Raw genomic sequence first — 17,110 nt, 5'->3', positions numbered from 1 at the left:
CCCCCCCCCCCCCCCCCCCCCCCCCCCCCCCCCCCCCCCCCCCCCCCCCCCCCCCCCCCCCCCCCCCCCCCCCCCCCCCCCCCCCCCGCCGCCGTTTGGGCGGGGAGTGACCGGGCACCCGGCGCGGTGTTCCGAGTCCCGATCGTGCGAAGAAGGAGCGTTCCATGACCGACATCTGGGGCTACCCGGCCGGTGCCGGCCACACGGCCGGCACGGACCTCGCGGGATTCAAGGTCGAGGCCACGGACGGCGGCATCGGCAAGGTCGACAAGCACTCCGACGAAGTGGGCTCCGCCTGGATCGTGGTGGACACCGGCGTCTGGATCTTCGGCAAGCACGTACTGCTGCCGGCCGGCATCATCTCGTCCGTGGACACCGCCGAGCGCAAGATCTACGTCTCCCGCACCAAGGAAGAGATCAAGAACTCCCCGGAGTTCGACAAGGAGAAGCACCTCGGCAACCCGGACTACCACCAGCAACTCGGCTCGTACTACCAGCCGCACCACAAGTGACAGCCGCGATCTGACGGCCTGTCGGCAACGGGCGGGGCTTCCGGGCCCCGCCCGTGTGCTGCCGCGGTACGGGGTATGTGTCACTCCTCGAAAGGCGCGGCCAGCAGCAGGTCCTCCACGGTGGGCACCGGGAAGTCGGGAAGGTGACGGCGGCCTGCCTCGGCGAAGGGGTGCATCAGTACCGACATGGGCTTGGTGCGGCACAGCGACAGTATGGTGCCGATCGCTTCCTGCTTGAACCCTGCCCTGGGGAAGGCGGCGAGTATGTCGCCGAGAAGGTCGGACGGAATCTGCTGAAGGTCGTTACCGGCGAAATCGAGTCCGGAACCGACGGAGACGATGGCGATCTCCGGGCGTTTCCGCGTGGCGATACCGACGCTCGTATGCAGGGCGATCGCGTCCCAGACGACCTCCACCCGTTCAGCTGGCAGGTGCTGTTTCCGCAGAAACCGCTGTGCGGCGTCGGCACCGTCGACTTCGAAACGCTCGGCCGGCGTCTGGTACGCGCTCACCAGCCCCAGGTCGTGCAAGGCCGAGGCGACGAAGGCGAGTTCACGGTCGTAGTGAATGCCGCGTCGGTCGAAGAGCAGGGAGCCGAACAGATACGTCCGCATGACGTGGTGGAAGAGCGACCTGGAGGACACGCGTCGTACGAACGCCACGGTATTCCGGGCCAGTTCGCTTTCCGGGATACGCACGCCGGCCACGACCGTCGGCAGGGGTTCGGGATGGGAAGTAACGTCATCGACCTTGTCGGACATATGAGCAGCTTTCTCATCGGCGGTTGACGCCGTGAGCTTATGAGCGGCGTCGGTCGGACCGACAGCGGCGAAACTGCCAAGAACCTCCGGATTCCCGCCAAGGGGTAATTAGGACGTTTCCTGCGCAGCCGGTTCCCCGAACCTTGGTGGAGGTCCGCGCGGCGGAGTGCCGTCCGGGGTGACGCCCGACACACCGCCCCACTCGCGGGAGCCGCCGCGCCCGCGAGCGCGGCACCGTACTGGAGCAAGAAGGAAAGGCGCAGCGGGGTGGGCCCCGAGGGCCGGGAGATACCGACGCGTGTCGGCAACGCCGAGCTGGGCTGGAACCGCTTCACCGGCCGTCATGACATCCGCACGTGCGACCTGCTGAACATCCCCATCGGTGGCAAGGTCGACAAGAAGAACGGGGCCAACCTGCAATACGAAGGCGTCGCCTCGAACCGCCAGTACGGACGGGTGACCATCATCGTCAAGGCCCGCTATGCGCGGAAGACGGATGACAAGCGTTACGACGCCGGGAAGGGGAATACGATCGGCGTGATCACCGCATACTGCAAGGGCATGCAGAAGTGCCCCAACTGGGTTGATCAGTGACGTACGAGCGCGAAGAGAGGGTGGAGCAGCAGGCCGACATCACGGCCCTGCTGCTGCACCACGTTGACGCACCCCTCGTCGAGGACCAGCACGTACGGGGTGTCCTCCCGGGCCCCGCCACGATGGACGCCGTGCGCGTCGTCCTCGGCGACAAGGGCGAGTATGCCCCCGACCGGCTCACCGCCTACGAGTTCCCCCTGCGCACGGGCGGTGACACGGGCGATGAACTGCGCACGCCGCATGACATCGCCGCCCTCCTGCGCACGGTCCACACAGGCACCCGCATCTACCCCCGCGACAGGGTCGGCACCGTCATGGGGATGACCCTGTTCGCCGTGGACCCTGCGACCGTGACTCCAGCCCCCTTCACCCATGACGACTGGTCCCTCACGCTCCTGCGCTGTCTCGCCTCCCCCGCCACGGAGGAACACCCGCCGGCGCGCTTGTGCGGCTTCCTGTTCCTGGCTCCGGACCGGCTCCGTCTCTACCTCGACACCGAGGAGGCCCTCCCCGGGGTGACAGCCGCCGACGTGCGTCCCGGTGGCGCCCTCACCGCGCTGCTGGCGGCTCTGCCGTCCCTGCTCGACGAACAGCGGCTCACCGTGACCGATATCGGCGACCCGCACTGCTCCCGCGTGGTCGACCTCACCGACTGGTGACCACCGCCGTGGACGGCATATCGAGAAGGCGGCCCGCACCCACCGTGCAGGGCCGCCTTCCTTCGCTTCCCGCCCGCCCTGCTTCACCTCACGGCAGCAGTCCCGCCCGGCGGGCCGCCACCACCGCCTGCAGCCGCGAGTGCACGCCCAGCTTGCGCATGGCGGACCGCAGATAGCTCTTGACCGTCTCCGGGCGCAGACCCAGCCGTTCCGCCGCCACCGCGTTGGTCGCGCCCGAGGCCACGCACGCCAGGACGTCCACCTCGCGCGGTGCCAGTACGGGGCCGTCGGGCCCGCCGCGGCCGGGGGTGGACGCCGTCGCCAGCCGCCCGCACGCCGCCAGCACCTCGTGGCGCAGTACCGGGTCCGTGATCCGCTGCGCCAGGGCCCGCAGGTCGCCGTGGGCCTCCCGTACCTCCTCCCAGGCCGCCGGGTCCGCGGCCGACGGCTGCCGGGCGACCGACAGCAGCCGCTGGGCCTCGTCCTGGAGCAGCAGGGCCTGTTCCAGTTCGCGGGCGGCCTCCATCGCGGCGGACAGCGGGCGGTCGCCGAGCTGTACGGGGTGGCGCAGCGCCCCGTACAGGACCCCGCGCACCCGCCGCCGTACGACGACCGGCACCGCGAGCACGGAGAACAGCCCCTCGGCTGCCACGGCGGCGTCGTACTCGTGGCTGATGACGGCGGACGAGTGGTAGTCGGTCACCGCGAAGGGCCGGGTGAGCACGGCCGCCTTGCCGCCGAGGCCGTTGCCGTGCCGGACGGCCAGCCCGTGCAGCGCGGCGGATCTGGCGCCCGTCAGCTCGCTGATGCGGTAGCGGCCGGTGCCGTACCGCAGCCCGCCGAACGCCACCGGCAGTCCGCTCGTCCGCCGCAGCCGCAACAGCGCCGCCCGTACGTCCATGGACCCGCCGCACTCCGATTCGACCCGCACGCCGAAACCTCCGCTTCCCCCCGTTCGGGGGTGGTGAGACCTGCGTCACTGATTACACGATGGCGGTAGGCGGTGCGGCAATGAGGAGGACGCATGGCGGACACGGATACGACAGGTGCGACGGGTGGTACGGGCGGTATGAGGGGAGATGCCCCTGCTGAGGGAGCGACGGGAGGGGCGGTGAGCACCCCGGCCGCCCCGGATCCGGCCGCGGAGTTCCGCGCGGCACGCGACTTCCTCCTCCGCCACCGCGAGGACTACACCGGCGCGCGCGAGGGCTTCAGCTGGCCCCGCCCCGCGTACTTCAACTGGGCGCTGGACTGGTTCGACCGCATCGCCGACGGCAACGACCGCACCGCCCTGCACATCGTCGAGGAGGACGGCACCCACACCCGCCGCACCTTCGACGCGTTGCGCCGCGGCTCGAACCGGGCCGCCAACTGGCTCGCCGCGCAGGGCGTACGTGCCGAGGACCGGATCGTGGTGATGCTCGGCAACCAGGCCGAGCTGTGGGAGACCGCCCTCGCGGCGATGAAGCTGCGTGCCGTCGTCATCCCGGCCACGCCGCTGCTCGGCCCGCTCGACCTCGCCGACCGCGTCGAGCGCGGCCGGGCCCGGCATGTGCTCGTACGGGCCGCGGACACCGGCAAGTTCGCGGACGTACCCGGTGACTACACCCGGATCGCGGTCGGCGGCGCCCCGGGGGCGGATACCGCGGGCTGGCTCGCCTACGAGGACGCGTCCACCGCCTCCGAGACGTACGAGCCCACGGAGCCCACCCGGGCCGACGACCCCCTGATGCTCTACTTCACCTCCGGCACCACGGCCCGCCCCAAGCTCGTCGAGCACACCCACACCTCGTACCCGATCGGCCACTTGGCGACGATGTACTGGATCGGCCTGAAACCCGGCGACGTCCACCTGAACATCTCCTCGCCCGGCTGGGCCAAGCACGCCTGGTCCAACCTCTTCGCCCCCTGGAACGCCGAGGCCACCGTCTTCATCCACAACTACACCCGTTTCGACGCGGCCCGCCTGATGGCGGAGATGGACCGGGCGGGCGTCACCAGCTTCTGCGCCCCGCCCACCGTGTGGCGGATGCTCATCCAGGCCGACCTGACGGCCCTGAAGAACCCGCCGCGCGAGATCGTCGCGGCCGGTGAACCGCTCAACCCGGAGATCATCGAACGGGTGCGGGAGGCGTGGGGCGTCACCATCCGCGACGGCTTCGGGCAGACCGAGACCGCCGTCCAGGTCGCCAACACCCCGGGCCAGCCCCTCAAACCGGGCTCCATGGGCCGCCCCACCCCCGGCTTCGAGGTCGTCCTGCTCGACCCGGTCACCGGCCGGCCCGCCGACGAGGGCGAGATCGCCCTCGACCTGTCGGCCCAGCCGGTGGGACTGACCACCGGCTACCACGGCGACCCGGACCGCACCGCCGAGGCGATGGCCGGCGGTTACTACCGCACCGGCGACATCGGCTCCCGCGACGGCGACGGCTACCTCACCTACGTGGGCCGGGCCGACGACGTCTTCAAGGCATCCGACTACAAGATCTCACCCTTCGAGCTGGAGAGCGCACTGCTGGAGCACGAAGCGGTCGCCGAGGCCGCCGTCGTCCCCGCGCCCGATCCCGTACGGCTGGCCGTACCCAAGGCGTACGTGGTGCTGGCGGCCGGCTGGGAACCTGGACCGGAGACCGCCGCGGTGCTCTTCGCGCACTCCCGCGCGGTGCTCGCCCCGTACAAGCGGGTGCGGCGGCTGGAGTTCGCGGACCTGCCCAAGACGGTCTCGGGCAAGATCCGCCGTGTGGAACTGCGCGAGCGCACCGCCGCAGAGGGCGGCGGCTGTGCCGAGTACCGAGAGGAAGACCACCGATGACCGATATGAGCAGGCCGCCGAGCCACCCGCCGGGACCCCGGGACAGCGGCGCGGAGCGCCCCGGGGAGGCGTACGCGCGGGGGGAGACCGGCCGGCCGCTGCTCGACCGCACCATCGGCGCCGACCTGGAGCGCGCGATCAGCCGCTTCGGGGACCGCGAGGCGCTGGTCGACGTGGCGGGCGGGCGCCGCTGGACCTACGCGGAGCTGGGGCGGGCGGTGGACGAGGTCGCGCTCGGCCTGCTCGCCAAGGGCGTGCGCAAGGGCGACCGGGTCGGCATCTGGGCGCCCAACTGCCCCGAATGGGTGCTGGTGCAGTACGCCACGGCCCGCATCGGCGCCGTCATGGTCAACATCAATCCCGCCTACCGTGTGCACGAATTGGCGTATGTGCTCAAGCAGGCCGGGATGAGCGTGCTGGTCTCCGCCGTCGCCCACAAGAGCAGCGACTACCGGCGGATGATCGAGCAGGTACGGGCCGAGAGCCTGGCCCTGCGCGACGTGGTCTACATCGACGACCCGACCTGGGACGGCCTGCTGGCGGCCGGCGCCGCGGTGCCGCAGGCGAAGCTCGCCGCCTGCGCCAAGGAACTGTCGCCGCACGACCCGGTCAACATCCAGTACACCTCCGGCACCACCGGCTTCCCCAAGGGCGCCACCCTCTCCCACCACAACATCCTCAACAACGGCTTCTGGGTGGGCGAGACCGTCGGCTACACCGAGCACGACCGGATCTGCCTCCCGGTGCCCTTCTACCACTGCTTCGGCATGGTCATGGGCAACCTCGGCGCCACCTCGCACGGCGCCTGCATCGTCATCCCGGCCCCCGCCTTCGACGCGGCGGCCACCCTGCGGGCCGTCCAGGAGGAGCGCTGCACCTCCCTGTACGGCGTACCGACGATGTTCATCGCCGAACTGGACCACCCGGACTTCGCCACCTACGACCTGTCGTCGCTGCGCACCGGGATCATGGCGGGCTCGCCGTGCCCGGAGGAGGTGATGCGGCGGGTCGTCTCCGAGATGCACATGGCCGAGGTCTCCATCTGCTACGGCATGACCGAGACGTCGCCGGTCTCCACCCAGACGCGGCGCGACGACGACCTGGCGCACCGCACCGGCACGGTCGGGCGGGTGCTGCCGCACATCGAGGTCAAGGTGGTGGACCCGGCGACCGGCCGGACCGTACGGCGCGGTGAGCCGGGTGAACTGTGCACCCGCGGCTACAGCGTGATGCTGGGCTACTGGGAGGAGCCGGAGCGCACCGACGAGGCGATCGACGCGGAGCGCTGGATGCACACCGGCGACCTCGCGGTGATGAACGACGACGGTTATCTGCGGATCGTCGGCCGCATCAAAGACATGATCATCCGGGGTGGTGAGAACGTCTACCCGCGCGAGATCGAGGAGTTCCTCTACACCCACCCCAAGATCGCGGACGTGCAGGTGGTCGGCGTCCCGGACGCCAAGTACGGCGAGGAGATCGCCGCCTGCGTCATCCTGCGCGACGCCGCGGACGGACTCACCCGCGACGAGCTGGCCCGGTTCTGCCGCTCGCGCCTGGCGCACTACAAGGTGCCGCGGTACGTCCACGTCCTCGACGCCTTCCCGATGACCGTCAGCGGCAAGGTCAGGAAGATCGAGCTGCGGGAGCGGCTGGCGGCCCGGCTGGCGGCGGAGGCCGAGCCGGTACGGCCGACGGACGCGGGCGCCGCCGGGCCCGTCGAGGCGGCTCAGGCGTAGCGCACGGGAGCGGTACGGCCGGGCCGCGCGCCGTCGGATCAGGCGTGGCCCGGCCAGTCCAGCGCGAGCTGCTGCGCACGCGGCAGCCGCGCCACGATCAGGTCGTACGAATCCTCGATCATGTCCAGGACCAGCCGGTCGTCCAGCGTCCCCGCCAGCGAGACGGTGTTCCAGTGCCGCTTGTTGAGGTGGTACCCCGGCACGATCCCAGGGTGCGCGGCACGCAGCCGCTCCGCCAGATCGGGGTCGCACTTCAGGCTGACGGTCAGCGGTTCGGCGTCCAGGCTGCTCAATGCGAAGATCTTCCCGCCGACCTTGAACGTGCACACCTCCCGGTGCCCGGGGAACGGGAACTCCTCGGTCGCCCCGTTGAAGTCCAGGCAGACGGCCCGCAGCCGCTTCACGTCGAACATACGGGCATTATCGCGCGCGACGGGTACGGCGACCCGTGTCCGTACCCCGTACCGGTACGGCACCGGTGCAGGCGTCATGGCGCGGGCGGCAGCGGTACGGCGGTCAGAACGGCGGAAACCAGTACCACCGCCGCCAGCGCCACCACCTCCGCACGGGCCGGCCCGGTCGCCGCCCCCGGCCGCGCCGCCTCCCGCCGCAGCCGCCGGCGCGCGGCCAGCGCCAGCCCGCTCACCAGCAGGACCAGTACGAGCTTGGCCAGCAGCACACGGCCGTACCCGGTGCCGAACATCTCCGCGAACGGCAGCCGGCGCAGCGTGCTGCACACACCGGTCACCGTGATCGCGGCGAACAGCAGCGCCGCCGGCCGCGCGTACCGCGTCAGCAACTCCCGGCCCGCCGCCGCGTCGTGCCGCCAGCGCCACCGCGTCCGCAGCACGTGCAGCAGACCACCCGCCCACAGCGCGGTCGACCCCAGATGGACGAGGGTGAGCGAGACACCGATCTCCGGCGTGCCGCTCTCGGGATGGGCCCGCAGCGCCTCGCCGAAGACGACGGCGGCCAGCGGGACGGCGGCCCACCCCGGACGCCGGGAAGCGGCACACAGCGCGGCGAGCAGAAACGCATTGGCCTCCAGAAGAGCCAGCAGACCGGGCCGGGTGGCGTACGCCTCGACGAGCGCCCGCCCCGACAGCCCGGCCACCGGCGACCCGCTCCCCGCCACCAGCAGCAACTGCCCCACGGCCGCCGCCACCCCCGCCCACGCGGCCCGCGCCGACCACCCCCGGGGCAGCCCCGCCGAGGCCCCTCCCACACCCCGCGCGAGCCGCGCCCCGGCCAGCTCGCCGATCTGCACACACAGCGCGGCCAGCAACACCGCCCGCAGCAGGGCGGTCGCCCCGTCCCCGGGTAATCGGATCTCGTACGACTCGTCGACCACCAGCCCCGTACCGAGCAGCGGTACGAGAACGACGACGCAGGCAGCCGCGGCGACGGCACAGGCGCGGCGGGCAAAGGAGGCGCGACGGGTGGGGGAGGGGCGCGCGAATGCCGCCTCCGCGCCGGACGCAGCACCGCCACCGGCGTCCGTCACGAGGGGGCCGGAGGCGGGCTGGGAAGCCGGTTGGGGTGGATTCATCCAGCGATCGTCCCCGTCGGCCGAAGCACCGGGCAAGCGGGACGCGTCCGCGGGTCACCCAACCAGGCCACCGCCCGCCCGCTCAGCCGTCCCGCCGCATACACACCCGCTCCCACCGGTCCAGCCCCAGCTCCGCCTCCCGGCGACGAATTTCGCGCAGGCCCGGACCGATCCCGGCATCATCCAGAACGCGAAAGCCGAGCCGGGCGTAGTACGGGGCGTTCCACGGCACGCCCGCGAAGGTGGTGAGGGTGACCGACGGAAGCCCGCTGTCCCGCCAGGCCCGCTCGATGAGCATCCGGCCGATCCCGCGACGCGCGCCGTCCGGGTGGACGGAGACCTGCTCGATGTGCGCGCAGCCGTCGACCGGTTCCCAGAGCAGGTACCCGACCGGCGCGTCGTCCGGCGCCGCCCCCGCACAGGCCACCAGCGCCCGGCCCGCCTCCTGATACCCCGCCAGCTCCGCCGGCGAAGGCGGTTCATCATCCGCGATCCGGTCCATCCCCAGCGCCCGGAACGCCTCCCCGGCCGCACGTTCGATGTCCCGCAGCAGGGGCAGATCGCGGGGCACGGCCGTACGTACGACGGGGTCGAGGGGGTGGGCTTCAGCTGCGTTCATGCCAGCACCGTCGCAGGTTGGCGGACGTACGGCAGCTGGTTTTCGGGGGGCGGTCCAAGAGGCCGCTCAGTGCCGGGGTGGAGGTGCCGTCGTCGACGTCATGTCCAGCCCGGATCGCCCTGCCGATCGTGAAGCGGCGCGTTCAATGTGGCGCTAGCCAACGGTGAGGTGGCCGCTTCGCAGCATGCCGCGAATGTACACCGGCCAGTCCGCCTCCAGCTTGGTGGTGAACGCCTCGCGCACCGCGTTCCGCTCGTCGTCCGTCAGCACCTCGCTGGGCTGCCCGTCGGTGTGATGCAGCTTGAAGCGCCTGGCCGTGTTGGCCATGTGCAGGTGAGCTCTGTAACTGATTGTCATGAACATTCCCAGCAGGGGCTGAGCGGACAGCTCCGTGAGCGCGTTCTCCCAGCCCACGCCGAGATCGCTCCAGCTGCGGCCTTTCTCCCACTCCAGCCAGCGCGTGACGTCGGAGAGCCAGACCACACGCCGGCCCGGATGCCCGCGCGCGTACACCTCGGTGAAGCCGAGCAGGTCGACCGCGTCCGGGAGCAGCCTGTCGCGCTGCCGATCCGGCACCGTCGTCGGCGCGATCGCATAGGCGGCCTCCGCCATGTCGACGTCCTGATCTGCTGTCGGCCAGGGCAGCGCGTACATGAGCCAGTAGCGCGGGTGGGTCAGGAGGTGTTCTACGTCGGTGCCCAATTTCTGTTCCCCCTCCGGTGGTTGGCCAGGAAGGTATCCGACCAGCCAAGGGTGCGGAAGGCGCGTGTTCGCTGTCGCGCGCCCCCGTGTCGGGCTTCGTGAGCAGCCCCGCCACATCCGCTCAGTGGGTGACGAGGCGGTCCGCCGAGCGGGTCACGAAGTACAGCAGACCGGCCGTGAGCAGCGCCGCCATGGCGGCCACGTAGGTCGTGGTCCGCGCGTCGGGGCCGTGGGCGAGTGCCGCGTTCAGTACGAGGGTGAGGCCGGTGACGGAGACCAGCGGCCCGGCGGCGTACCACGCGGCGAACAGGAACGGTCCCGGGCCGCCCATCGGGGTCGCGCCACCGGCGAACAGCAAGTCCGTGCGCGCCGGGCCGCGGCACGCGCCGAAGACCGCGGCCGCCGCGAACGGCACCGCGCACAGCGGCATCAGCAGGAGCGTCCACACCGCGCCGGCCAGCGCGTACGGTACGGCCGCGAGCAGGCCCAGCAGCGCGCCGAGCACCGCGGGCACGATCGCGTGGTGCAGCATCAGCGTCCGCAGCCGGAACGGTGACCAGGCCGCCCGCCGCGCGTCGTCGGTCTCCAGGCGGGCCGGCTCGGCGAGGGCGCCGACCGCCGCGTACCCGCACAGCAACCCCACGACGAGGCCGAGTACGCGCTTCTCGCCCGCCGTCGCCGCGCCGAGTCCCGCCGCCGCGGCGGCAGCGGCCGTCCAGGCGACGGCGCGGCCCAGCCGGCCGGGCGCGCGCAGCAGGGCCAGCAGGTCGCGCCAGACGACGACCAGGTGGCGGTTGGGCGGTGGCGGCAGGTGGACCCAGCGCCTCGGTTCCTCGCCGCCGGCCTCCAGGACCGCCAGTTTCGCGGCCCGCAGTTCCAGGGCGAACACCCCGGACGTGACGGCCGTGGCCGTCGCCGCCCGGCTGCGCAGCTGGGCGTTGGGGACGTGCGCGGCGTCCCGGTCGGCGTACAGGGCGGCCGCCGCGGTGACGGCCAGGAGGAGCACGGTCGCGGCGGGCCAGCCGTGCGCCGATCCGCCCGTCACGGAAACGACGGGCTGGGCTGCCCAGCCCCAGGGGCCGGACCACAGTTCGGCCAGTTCCAGGGGCTCCCAGCGGTGTCCGGCGCCGGCCAGTACGGCTTGGCCCGCGCTCAGTGCCAGCAGCAGGGCGGCGGGCGCGGTCGAGCGCCGTACGTACCGTGCCAGCTGCGGCCTGCGCTCCACCACCATGCCGAGCGAGACGGCCAGCAGCGGCAGGCAGACCGCTGCCGGGAGCAGGGCCAGGAGCCCGCCGCCGAACGAGGCCAGGCCGGTGACCTGAAGGACCACGGCCGCGGCCACCGTCACCAGCAGCCCCGCGGCCATGGCCAGCCCGGCGGACCGCCGGAAGCCCGGCCGCAGCACCGCTCCGCGCCGTACCGGCTGGGCGAGGAGCCAGCCGACGGCCGGCCCGGACATCACCACCGGCCCGCGCCACAGGGCGTCGCGCGCGGCGAGTACGGCCAGCCCCAGGGTGATGGTGACGAAGGCGGCCGGCAGGGAGCGCTGGAGGTCGGCGCCGAGGCTGCCGTGGTCCGCGCCGAGCTTGAGCTCGCGCAGGAAGCGGTGGGCGTAGCCGCTGCCGTACCCCAGGGCCGCGAGGACCACGCAGTAGACGAGGACGGCCCGGTCGCGGCGGCGCTGCCGGTGGTGGGCGCGGCGCTTGGCGCGCAGCCAGCGCAGGGTCTCGTCGGTGCGGTCGTCGTCCGCCTCGTTCCAGACGGCCTGGTCGTCATGCTCCTCGGCAGCGGAGACGCCGTCGTCCGCCGTGCCCGTGTCGTGAGCGGTCATGAGCGGACACCCAGTTTCTCCAGCACCTCCGCAGGGCTGCCCTGCTCGACGACCTGCCCGTCCTCCAGCGCGATCATGCGGTCGGCGACCTCCAGCGCCAGTTCCGCCTGGTGCGTGGCGAGCAGTACGGCCACCCCGTCCGCCTTCTCGGCGACCAGGAGGGCGGCCAGCCGCGCGCGGGCGTCGGGGTCGAGCCGCTGCTCGGGTTCGTCGAGGACGAGCAGGTCACGCGGCCGTACCAGCGCGGCGGCCAGCAGCAGCGACTGCAACTGGCCGGAGGAGAGCGAGGCGGGCAGCGCCCGGGCGTGACCGGCCAGCCGCCGGTCGGCGAGCACCTGGTCGATCCAGGCCTGGGCGTCGTCCACGGCATGGGCGACGGTGACGAGTTCCAGGTGCTCGCGGACGGTGAGGTCGGGGTAGCAGGAGACACTGTCGCCGACCACCGCGACCCGCGCCCGTACCTCCGGATCGTCCTCGGCGACCTTGCGGCCGGCGAACCGGGCCGTACCGGAGGTCGGCGCGTCCCGTCCGCACGCGATGCGCAGCAGGGTGGACTTGCCGGACCCGTTGTGGCCGAACAGGGCCGTGCAGCTGCCGGCGGTCAGGTCGAGGTCGATCGGGTGCAGCGCCTGCCGGTCGCCGTAGCGACGGCTGACGCCGCGCAGTTGCAGCAGCGCGTTGGCGCTGGTCCTGGCCTTCATCGGGGCTCTCCGTACGCTGGATGGGTCGCGCACCGACCCTAACCAGCGCCCGCCCGGCCCTCACCTGTGCCCCGCCCTGCGGCGCTACCGGCCCGCGCCGTCCCGGATCAGCTCGTCGGCCGGGTCGTTGACCGGCTGCGGGGTGCCCGTCAGGTCCATGACGAACAGCGGGAGATGCAGTGCGTCGGCGCGGGAGCGGGCGTCCCGGGAGTAACCCGCCAGGGAGAAGCAGATCGCGACCGCGGAGTCGTTGAGCCCGTTGAGCCACAGGCATTCGATCTCCCGCAGCTTGGTCGCCCGGGTCGTCGGGTCGACCTGCGCCACCACACCGGTGCCGCGCAGATCCACACCGGACGCGGTGCGCTCCTGCGCCCGCGCGATGTCGGTGAACCCCAGCCACTTCAGGTACTGGGCGGCGGCGGTGACACAGTCGTGGGCCGTACGGATGGTGACCGGGCGGAAGGCCGGCCGCAGCACCGGCGGCCGGCGGGGCGGTATGACGGGCGCGGCCGACGCGGGGCTGCCGGGAGCCGGCGGTTTGGGCGGCGGCGGGGTCGGCACCGGTACGACGGGGACGCGCACCACCGTCCCGCACACACAGCCGGACTCCGGCGCCGGCCACTCGTCGAGCCGCCCGCAGGTGTCGCAGCGGACCTCCACCCAGGAACCCTGCCAGGTACGGTGCACGATCTCCACGGGTATGCCGCCGCGCAGCACCGGCAGGGTCAGCGGGGCGCCGCACGCGCACGGGAAGGTGGGCGGGGTGAAGGCGTTCTCACGGCGGCACGTCGGGCAGCGCACCGGCACGCTGTCAGCCATGGTCGGCTCCTGGCAGGTCGGTCGGCAGACAGGCACTGCTGCCGTCCATGGTCCCCCGGCGGCTGGCCGTCGTGGGGAGGAGGGTCACGGTGAGAAACCGACATTACCGCAGGGATATGCGCGCGGACCCGGCTTTCGTGGAATCCACGGCTCCTCCGAGGCCTGAGAGCCGGCCGGGCCGCCGTCCCGCGGAATGACGTGAGGACGCCGCCGGCGCCGTTCGGGTCAGCAGGGCACGGCACCACACGCCCGGAGGACCATGAGCGAGTCCTCCGAGGCCGCCACCATGGCAAAGGGGAACCGGTCGAGTTCAAGGCAGAGTGTGACGTCATCGGGGTGGGCGCCTTGGCGCACGCCCTCCGTCAACTCGGCGGCGGCGCGCGACTCGGCGGCGCGACGCAGGAACCCGGCCGCGTCCGTCGCGGCCCCGGTGGCCCTCCGGGCGATGTACTGCGCGCATGCCAGGTCTTCCTCGGCGCGCCCGTCGTCGCCGGTGATCACGAAGGTGACCTCGCCGCACCCGCGTGTCCGCAAGAGCCGCGCCGTCGCCTCCGCCACCACGAAGCCGGCGCACAGCACCAGCGACGCCTCCCTGACCGCGAGGGCGCCGACCGTCCCTGCCGTGGTCTTCTGTACGACGGTCCGTCCGCCGAGGCCGGCGGACCGCAGCAGGCCCGGCGAGTTGACGGCGTCGAACCCGGTCGCCGGCGGTCCGTCCTTGAGGGCCACCCAGTCCGGGTGGCGGGCCTTGAGCGCCAGGGCTTCTTCCAGCGACTCGGCAAGAACGATGGGTGGTTGCCGCCCGGCGGTGCGGGAGTTGGGCGCGACAGGACAACCGCACCACCGGGCGGGGCTTTGGGGGGAGGGGTTGGTGGAAGCAGGACGCGGGCTCCGTGGCGGTTACGGGGAGACGGCCCGTCCTTCCGTTCGGACGGGCACGACCACCGCACTGGCGTCTCCTGGAAGCCGGGCCGTGCGGGCCGTCGGCTCCCGTGACCGTGCGCCGCGGAGCCCCGCGCCGCCTTTCCGTGCCGGCCGGCCACCCCTCAGCGGACCGGCCGGCACGGACACGCCAGGGGCCAGGCCTCCCGTCGGCCCCCGCGCTGACCTGGGGTCAGTCCTCGCGCAGCTCGTGCAGCCGGGCCTCGACGCGCTTGCCGTACTCCGGGTCGGCCGCGTGGAAGTGGGCGAGATTCTTCTCGATCACGTCGTCGCGGGAGACCTGCGCGAGGCCCCCGGCGATGTTCGCCACCAGACGGTTCTTCTCGTCCTCCGACATCAGCCGGTACAGCTCGCCGGCCTGGAAGAAGTCATCGTCCTTGGGGTGCGCCGGGGCCGCGTGGGTGCCGGTGTGGCCGGTGAGCGAGAGCGGCGCGGACAGCGGCTGGTCCGACTGTGCCGGGCCGTCGTAGGAGTTGGGCTCGTAGTTCTTGGCGTGCCGGCCGTGGGCGTTGGACGCCATCAGGCCGTCCCGGCCGTAGTTGCTCGCCACGGTCGCCTTCGGCGCGTTGACCGGCAGCTGGGTGTGGTTGACGCCCAGGCGGTAGCGGTGCGCGTCGGCGTAGGCGAAGAGCCGGCCCTGGAGCATCTTGTCCGGGGACGGGCCGATACCGGGCACGAAGTTGTTCGGCGAGAACGCGGACTGCTCGACCTCGGCGAAGACGTTGTCCGGGTTGCGGTCCAGGACGAGGCGGCCGACGCGCTGGAGCGGGTGGTCGGAGTGCGGCCACACCTTGGTGAGGTCGAACGGGTTGAAGCGGTAGTCCGCCGCCTCGGCCGCCGGCATGACCTGCACATACAGCGTCCAGGACGGGTACACACCGCGCTCGATGGACTGCAGCAGGTCGGTCTGGTGGCTGTTCGGGTCCTTGCCGGACAGCTCGGCGCCCTGCTCGGCGTCCAGGCAGCGGATGCCCTGATTGGTCTTGAAGTGGTACTTGACGAAGAAGGCCTCGCCGGCCGCGTTCGTCCACTGGTAGGTGTGCGAGCCGTAGCCGTTCATGTGGCGGTACGAGGCCGGGATGCCGCGGTCGCCCATCAGCCAGGTGATCTGGTGGGTGGCCTCGGGGGAGTGGGCCCAGAAGTCCCAGACGTTGTCGGGCTCCTGCTTGCCGGTGAACGGGTCGCGCTTCTGCGAGTGGATGAAGTCCGGGAACTTCAGCGGGTCCTTGATGAAGAAGACCGGGGTGTTGTTGCCGACGAGGTCGTAATTGCCTTCCTCGGTGTAGAACTTGACCGCGAAGCCGCGCGGGTCGCGGGCGGCGTCCGGGCCGCCGAGGTTGTCGGCGACGGTCGAGAAGCGGATGAACAGGTCGGTGCGCCTGCCGACCGCGCTCAGGAAGTCGGCGCGGGTGAACCCGGTGACGTCGTCGGTCACCTCGAAATACCCGTACGCGCCGGAGCCACGGGCATGCACGACACGCTCCGGGATGCGCTCGCGGTTGAAGCGGGCCAGCTTCTCCAGGAGGTGCTGGTCCTGGAGGAGCAGTGGGCCACCGACGCCGGCGGTGGCGGAGTTCTGGTTGTCGGCGATCGGGGCGCCGGCCTCCGTGGTGAGACGGCGCGTCGTCGTGGGCTTCGGCATGGTGACCTTCCGTACGAGAGCGCGGAAGTCGGCTTCCGCATGTTGGAGCGTATGGAGCGCCCCCACCACCGTCAACACTTTGTTGAAAACTTGCCGGGTGGTGCACGGGCGGTGCCCACGAGCGGCGTTGAGGCGCGCTCATGGTGTTCCCGGCGGCGGCGCCTGGGCGCGACAGGACAGGTGTCGGCGCCGCCGCCGGGAAGTCTTGGGGAGGCCGTCAGGCCTCGGGTGGAACGCGTGGGTGCGGGATGCTTGCGGCGATCAGCAGCAGGACCGGCCGTGCGGTCGTCACTGACTCCTTACGGGCCCAGGCGACCGCGGAGCGCAGGTCGCCGGCGTCATTCACCCGGTGCCCCGAGCAGCCGTACGCCCGCATCAGCTCCAGGGCTTGCCTGCCGCCCCGGCCGCCGGGACCGACCGCGGCCAGCACGAACGGCACCTCGTGACGCACCGCGACGGTCAGCACCTCGGCGGCGTACGGAAGGTGGTCCGCGCGGGTGCGTGCGACGACTGTGGTGTCCCGGTGCCCCGACGCTTCCAAGGCGACCCGTACACCGATCGCGGTCGCCACCTGCCGGCCGGGCGGACCGTCCCGGCCGCACACCACGTACCGGCGTGTGCGGTGCGACGTCCCGCCGTGCTCCTCGTCCTCTGCTGCGAACGGGACGTCACGGGCGGCCGTCGCGTATGGCAGATCTATCAGTACGGGCCCGGGGCGGCCCTCGCGCGCGGTCCGGAAGGCCGCCCGAAGAGCCTGCGGCACCCCGGCCGGATCCTCGACCCGCACGGCGGCCTTGGTCGCCGTGCGGGCCGACCGGAGCAGCGCGGCGGCCGCTACCGCTGCCCCGTCCCGGCCGGGCGGTGCGGTCCGGCCGGTCACGCAGACCAGCGGGGCCGCGTCCGCGCGGGCCGTGCGCAGCCCGGCGAGCAGGCCGTCGAGACCCGCTCCGGGGGCCGCGGCGACGACACCGGCCCTCCCGTTCGTACGGGCCCAGCCGACCGCCATGTGGAACGCGTCCAGGTCATGGCGTGCCATCAGGAGCCGTACCGCATCGCCCTGTTCGCACGCTTCGTACCACGGCAAGGACGTGGCGCCGAGGGAACTGAAGACCTGCACGGCCACGCTGTCAGCCGGTGGTGTGGCCGGAGAGGCGTTCGACGCCGCGCAGGAGGGCGGAGTGGTCGAGGCCGCCGTCGCCCTGGGCGCGCAGGGCGGCGACCAGGGTGG

16 protein-coding genes and 2 pseudogenes are annotated in these 17,110 nt (G+C 72.4%); 5 read left to right on the top strand and 13 right to left on the bottom strand.

Translation table 11 applies throughout. The features are described 5' to 3' along the window. Nucleotides 1–164 precede the first annotated feature (164 nt). Nucleotides 165–512 (top strand): PRC-barrel domain-containing protein, encoded by a 348-nt coding sequence (locus ACZ53K_RS41750; RefSeq protein WP_468848109.1) that lies wholly within the window; start codon nucleotides 165–167, stop codon nucleotides 510–512. A gap of 80 nt (nucleotides 513–592) precedes the next feature. On the opposite strand, the gene ACZ53K_RS41745 is transcribed toward ACZ53K_RS41750, so the two are convergent. Further along, entirely contained in the window at nucleotides 593–1,273 is a 681-nt protein-coding gene (locus ACZ53K_RS41745; RefSeq protein WP_468848107.1) for an HD domain-containing protein, read from the bottom strand. Between the two features lie 267 nt (nucleotides 1,274–1,540). Here ACZ53K_RS41745 and ACZ53K_RS41740 point away from each other — a divergent pair, with 267 nt between their 5' ends. Both ACZ53K_RS41740 and ACZ53K_RS41735 read left to right on the top strand, forming a co-directional pair. Beyond that, nucleotides 1,541–1,867, top strand: coding sequence for a hypothetical protein (locus tag ACZ53K_RS41740; protein ID WP_468848105.1), 327 nt, complete (start codon nucleotides 1,541–1,543; stop codon nucleotides 1,865–1,867). After that, nucleotides 1,864–2,526: a hypothetical protein gene (locus tag ACZ53K_RS41735; protein ID WP_468848102.1), complete on the top strand. Its 663-nt coding sequence runs from the start codon at nucleotides 1,864–1,866 to the stop codon at nucleotides 2,524–2,526. The genes ACZ53K_RS41740 and ACZ53K_RS41735 overlap by 4 nt, the downstream gene beginning before the upstream one ends. Nucleotides 2,527–2,614: 88 nt before the next feature. Here the strand turns inward: ACZ53K_RS41735 and ACZ53K_RS41730 are convergent, their stop codons facing one another. Then, nucleotides 2,615–3,457 carry a LuxR C-terminal-related transcriptional regulator gene (locus ACZ53K_RS41730; RefSeq protein WP_468848099.1) on the bottom strand — a complete coding sequence of 281 codons (843 nt, stop codon included), beginning with the start codon at nucleotides 3,455–3,457 and terminating at the stop codon, nucleotides 2,615–2,617. A gap of 138 nt (nucleotides 3,458–3,595) precedes the next feature. On the opposite strand from ACZ53K_RS41730, the gene ACZ53K_RS41725 reads away from it, so the two are divergent. Next, nucleotides 3,596–5,338 carry an AMP-binding protein gene (locus ACZ53K_RS41725; RefSeq protein ID WP_468848112.1) on the top strand — a complete coding sequence of 581 codons (1,743 nt, stop codon included), beginning with the start codon at nucleotides 3,596–3,598 and terminating at the stop codon, nucleotides 5,336–5,338. Beyond that, complete coding sequence (locus ACZ53K_RS41720; protein ID WP_468848097.1) at nucleotides 5,335–7,077, top strand: AMP-binding protein; 1,743 nt, start codon at nucleotides 5,335–5,337, stop codon at nucleotides 7,075–7,077. The genes ACZ53K_RS41725 and ACZ53K_RS41720 overlap by 4 nt, the downstream gene beginning before the upstream one ends. Before the next feature lie 38 nt (nucleotides 7,078–7,115). Here ACZ53K_RS41720 and ACZ53K_RS41715 read toward each other — a convergent pair whose 3' ends face one another. From ACZ53K_RS41715 to ACZ53K_RS41665, 11 genes and pseudogenes are all read right to left on the bottom strand, one after another. Further along, nucleotides 7,116–7,490, bottom strand: a complete 375-nt coding sequence (locus ACZ53K_RS41715; protein WP_468848094.1) for an MmcQ/YjbR family DNA-binding protein — start codon at nucleotides 7,488–7,490, stop codon at nucleotides 7,116–7,118. 74 nt (nucleotides 7,491–7,564) lie between these two features. Further along, nucleotides 7,565–8,626 (bottom strand): CopD family protein, encoded by a 1,062-nt coding sequence (locus ACZ53K_RS41710; RefSeq protein WP_468848091.1) that lies wholly within the window; start codon nucleotides 8,624–8,626, stop codon nucleotides 7,565–7,567. Nucleotides 8,627–8,708: 82 nt separating this feature from the next. Continuing rightward, entirely contained in the window at nucleotides 8,709–9,245 is a 537-nt protein-coding gene (locus ACZ53K_RS41705) for a GNAT family N-acetyltransferase (protein ID WP_468848089.1), read from the bottom strand. 153 nt (nucleotides 9,246–9,398) lie between these two features. After that, nucleotides 9,399–9,947 (bottom strand): hypothetical protein, encoded by a 549-nt coding sequence (locus ACZ53K_RS41700; RefSeq protein WP_468848086.1) that lies wholly within the window; start codon nucleotides 9,945–9,947, stop codon nucleotides 9,399–9,401. Nucleotides 9,948–10,068: 121 nt separating this feature from the next. Next, the gene (locus ACZ53K_RS41695; RefSeq protein ID WP_468848084.1) at nucleotides 10,069–11,778 is read right to left on the bottom strand and encodes a hypothetical protein; all 1,710 of its coding nucleotides are present in this window, start codon (nucleotides 11,776–11,778) and stop codon (nucleotides 10,069–10,071) included. Beyond that, nucleotides 11,775–12,479, bottom strand: a complete 705-nt coding sequence (locus tag ACZ53K_RS41690; RefSeq protein ID WP_468848081.1) for an ABC transporter ATP-binding protein — start codon at nucleotides 12,477–12,479, stop codon at nucleotides 11,775–11,777. The genes ACZ53K_RS41695 and ACZ53K_RS41690 overlap by 4 nt, the downstream gene beginning before the upstream one ends. An 84-nt stretch (nucleotides 12,480–12,563) precedes the next feature. Next, entirely contained in the window at nucleotides 12,564–13,298 is a 735-nt protein-coding gene (locus ACZ53K_RS41685; protein ID WP_468848079.1) for a hypothetical protein, read from the bottom strand. 225 nt (nucleotides 13,299–13,523) lie between these two features. Next, nucleotides 13,524–14,087, bottom strand: a pseudogene (locus ACZ53K_RS41680) (2-phosphosulfolactate phosphatase); the annotation flags it as partial. Between the two features lie 325 nt (nucleotides 14,088–14,412). After that, on the bottom strand, nucleotides 14,413–15,882 hold the full coding sequence (locus ACZ53K_RS41675) for a catalase (protein WP_468848077.1): 1,470 nt from the start codon (nucleotides 15,880–15,882) through the stop codon (nucleotides 14,413–14,415). 217 nt (nucleotides 15,883–16,099) lie between these two features. Continuing rightward, nucleotides 16,100–17,005: a thiamine pyrophosphate-binding protein gene (locus tag ACZ53K_RS41670; protein WP_468848075.1), complete on the bottom strand. Its 906-nt coding sequence runs from the start codon at nucleotides 17,003–17,005 to the stop codon at nucleotides 16,100–16,102. Nucleotides 17,006–17,009: 4 nt separating this feature from the next. Beyond that, nucleotides 17,010–17,110, bottom strand: a pseudogene (locus tag ACZ53K_RS41665) (2-hydroxy-3-oxopropionate reductase); the annotation flags it as partial.

It is taken from the genome of Streptomyces sp. NPDC033221 (assembly GCF_055577005.1).
This window is presented reverse-complemented; position numbering and strand designations above follow the sequence as displayed.

Bases quoted from the DNA above. Each gene is read 5' to 3' on its own strand.
- ACZ53K_RS41750 (WP_468848109.1), top strand. From the start codon at position 165: ATGACCGACATCTGGGGCTACCCGGCCGGTGCCGGCCACACGGCCGGC.
- ACZ53K_RS41745 (WP_468848107.1), bottom strand. From the start codon at position 1,273: ATGTCCGACAAGGTCGATGACGTTACTTCCCATCCCGAACCCCTGCCG.
- ACZ53K_RS41725 (WP_468848112.1), top strand. From the start codon at position 3,596: ATGAGGGGAGATGCCCCTGCTGAGGGAGCGACGGGAGGGGCGGTGAGC.
- ACZ53K_RS41720 (WP_468848097.1), top strand. From the start codon at position 5,335: ATGACCGATATGAGCAGGCCGCCGAGCCACCCGCCGGGACCCCGGGAC.
- ACZ53K_RS41715 (WP_468848094.1), bottom strand. From the start codon at position 7,490: ATGTTCGACGTGAAGCGGCTGCGGGCCGTCTGCCTGGACTTCAACGGG.
- ACZ53K_RS41710 (WP_468848091.1), bottom strand. From the start codon at position 8,626: ATGAATCCACCCCAACCGGCTTCCCAGCCCGCCTCCGGCCCCCTCGTG.
- ACZ53K_RS41705 (WP_468848089.1), bottom strand. From the start codon at position 9,245: ATGAACGCAGCTGAAGCCCACCCCCTCGACCCCGTCGTACGTACGGCC.
- ACZ53K_RS41695 (WP_468848084.1), bottom strand. From the start codon at position 11,778: ATGACCGCTCACGACACGGGCACGGCGGACGACGGCGTCTCCGCTGCC.
- ACZ53K_RS41690 (WP_468848081.1), bottom strand. From the start codon at position 12,479: ATGAAGGCCAGGACCAGCGCCAACGCGCTGCTGCAACTGCGCGGCGTC.
- ACZ53K_RS41685 (WP_468848079.1), bottom strand. From the start codon at position 13,298: ATGGCTGACAGCGTGCCGGTGCGCTGCCCGACGTGCCGCCGTGAGAAC.
- ACZ53K_RS41675 (WP_468848077.1), bottom strand. From the start codon at position 15,882: ATGCCGAAGCCCACGACGACGCGCCGTCTCACCACGGAGGCCGGCGCC.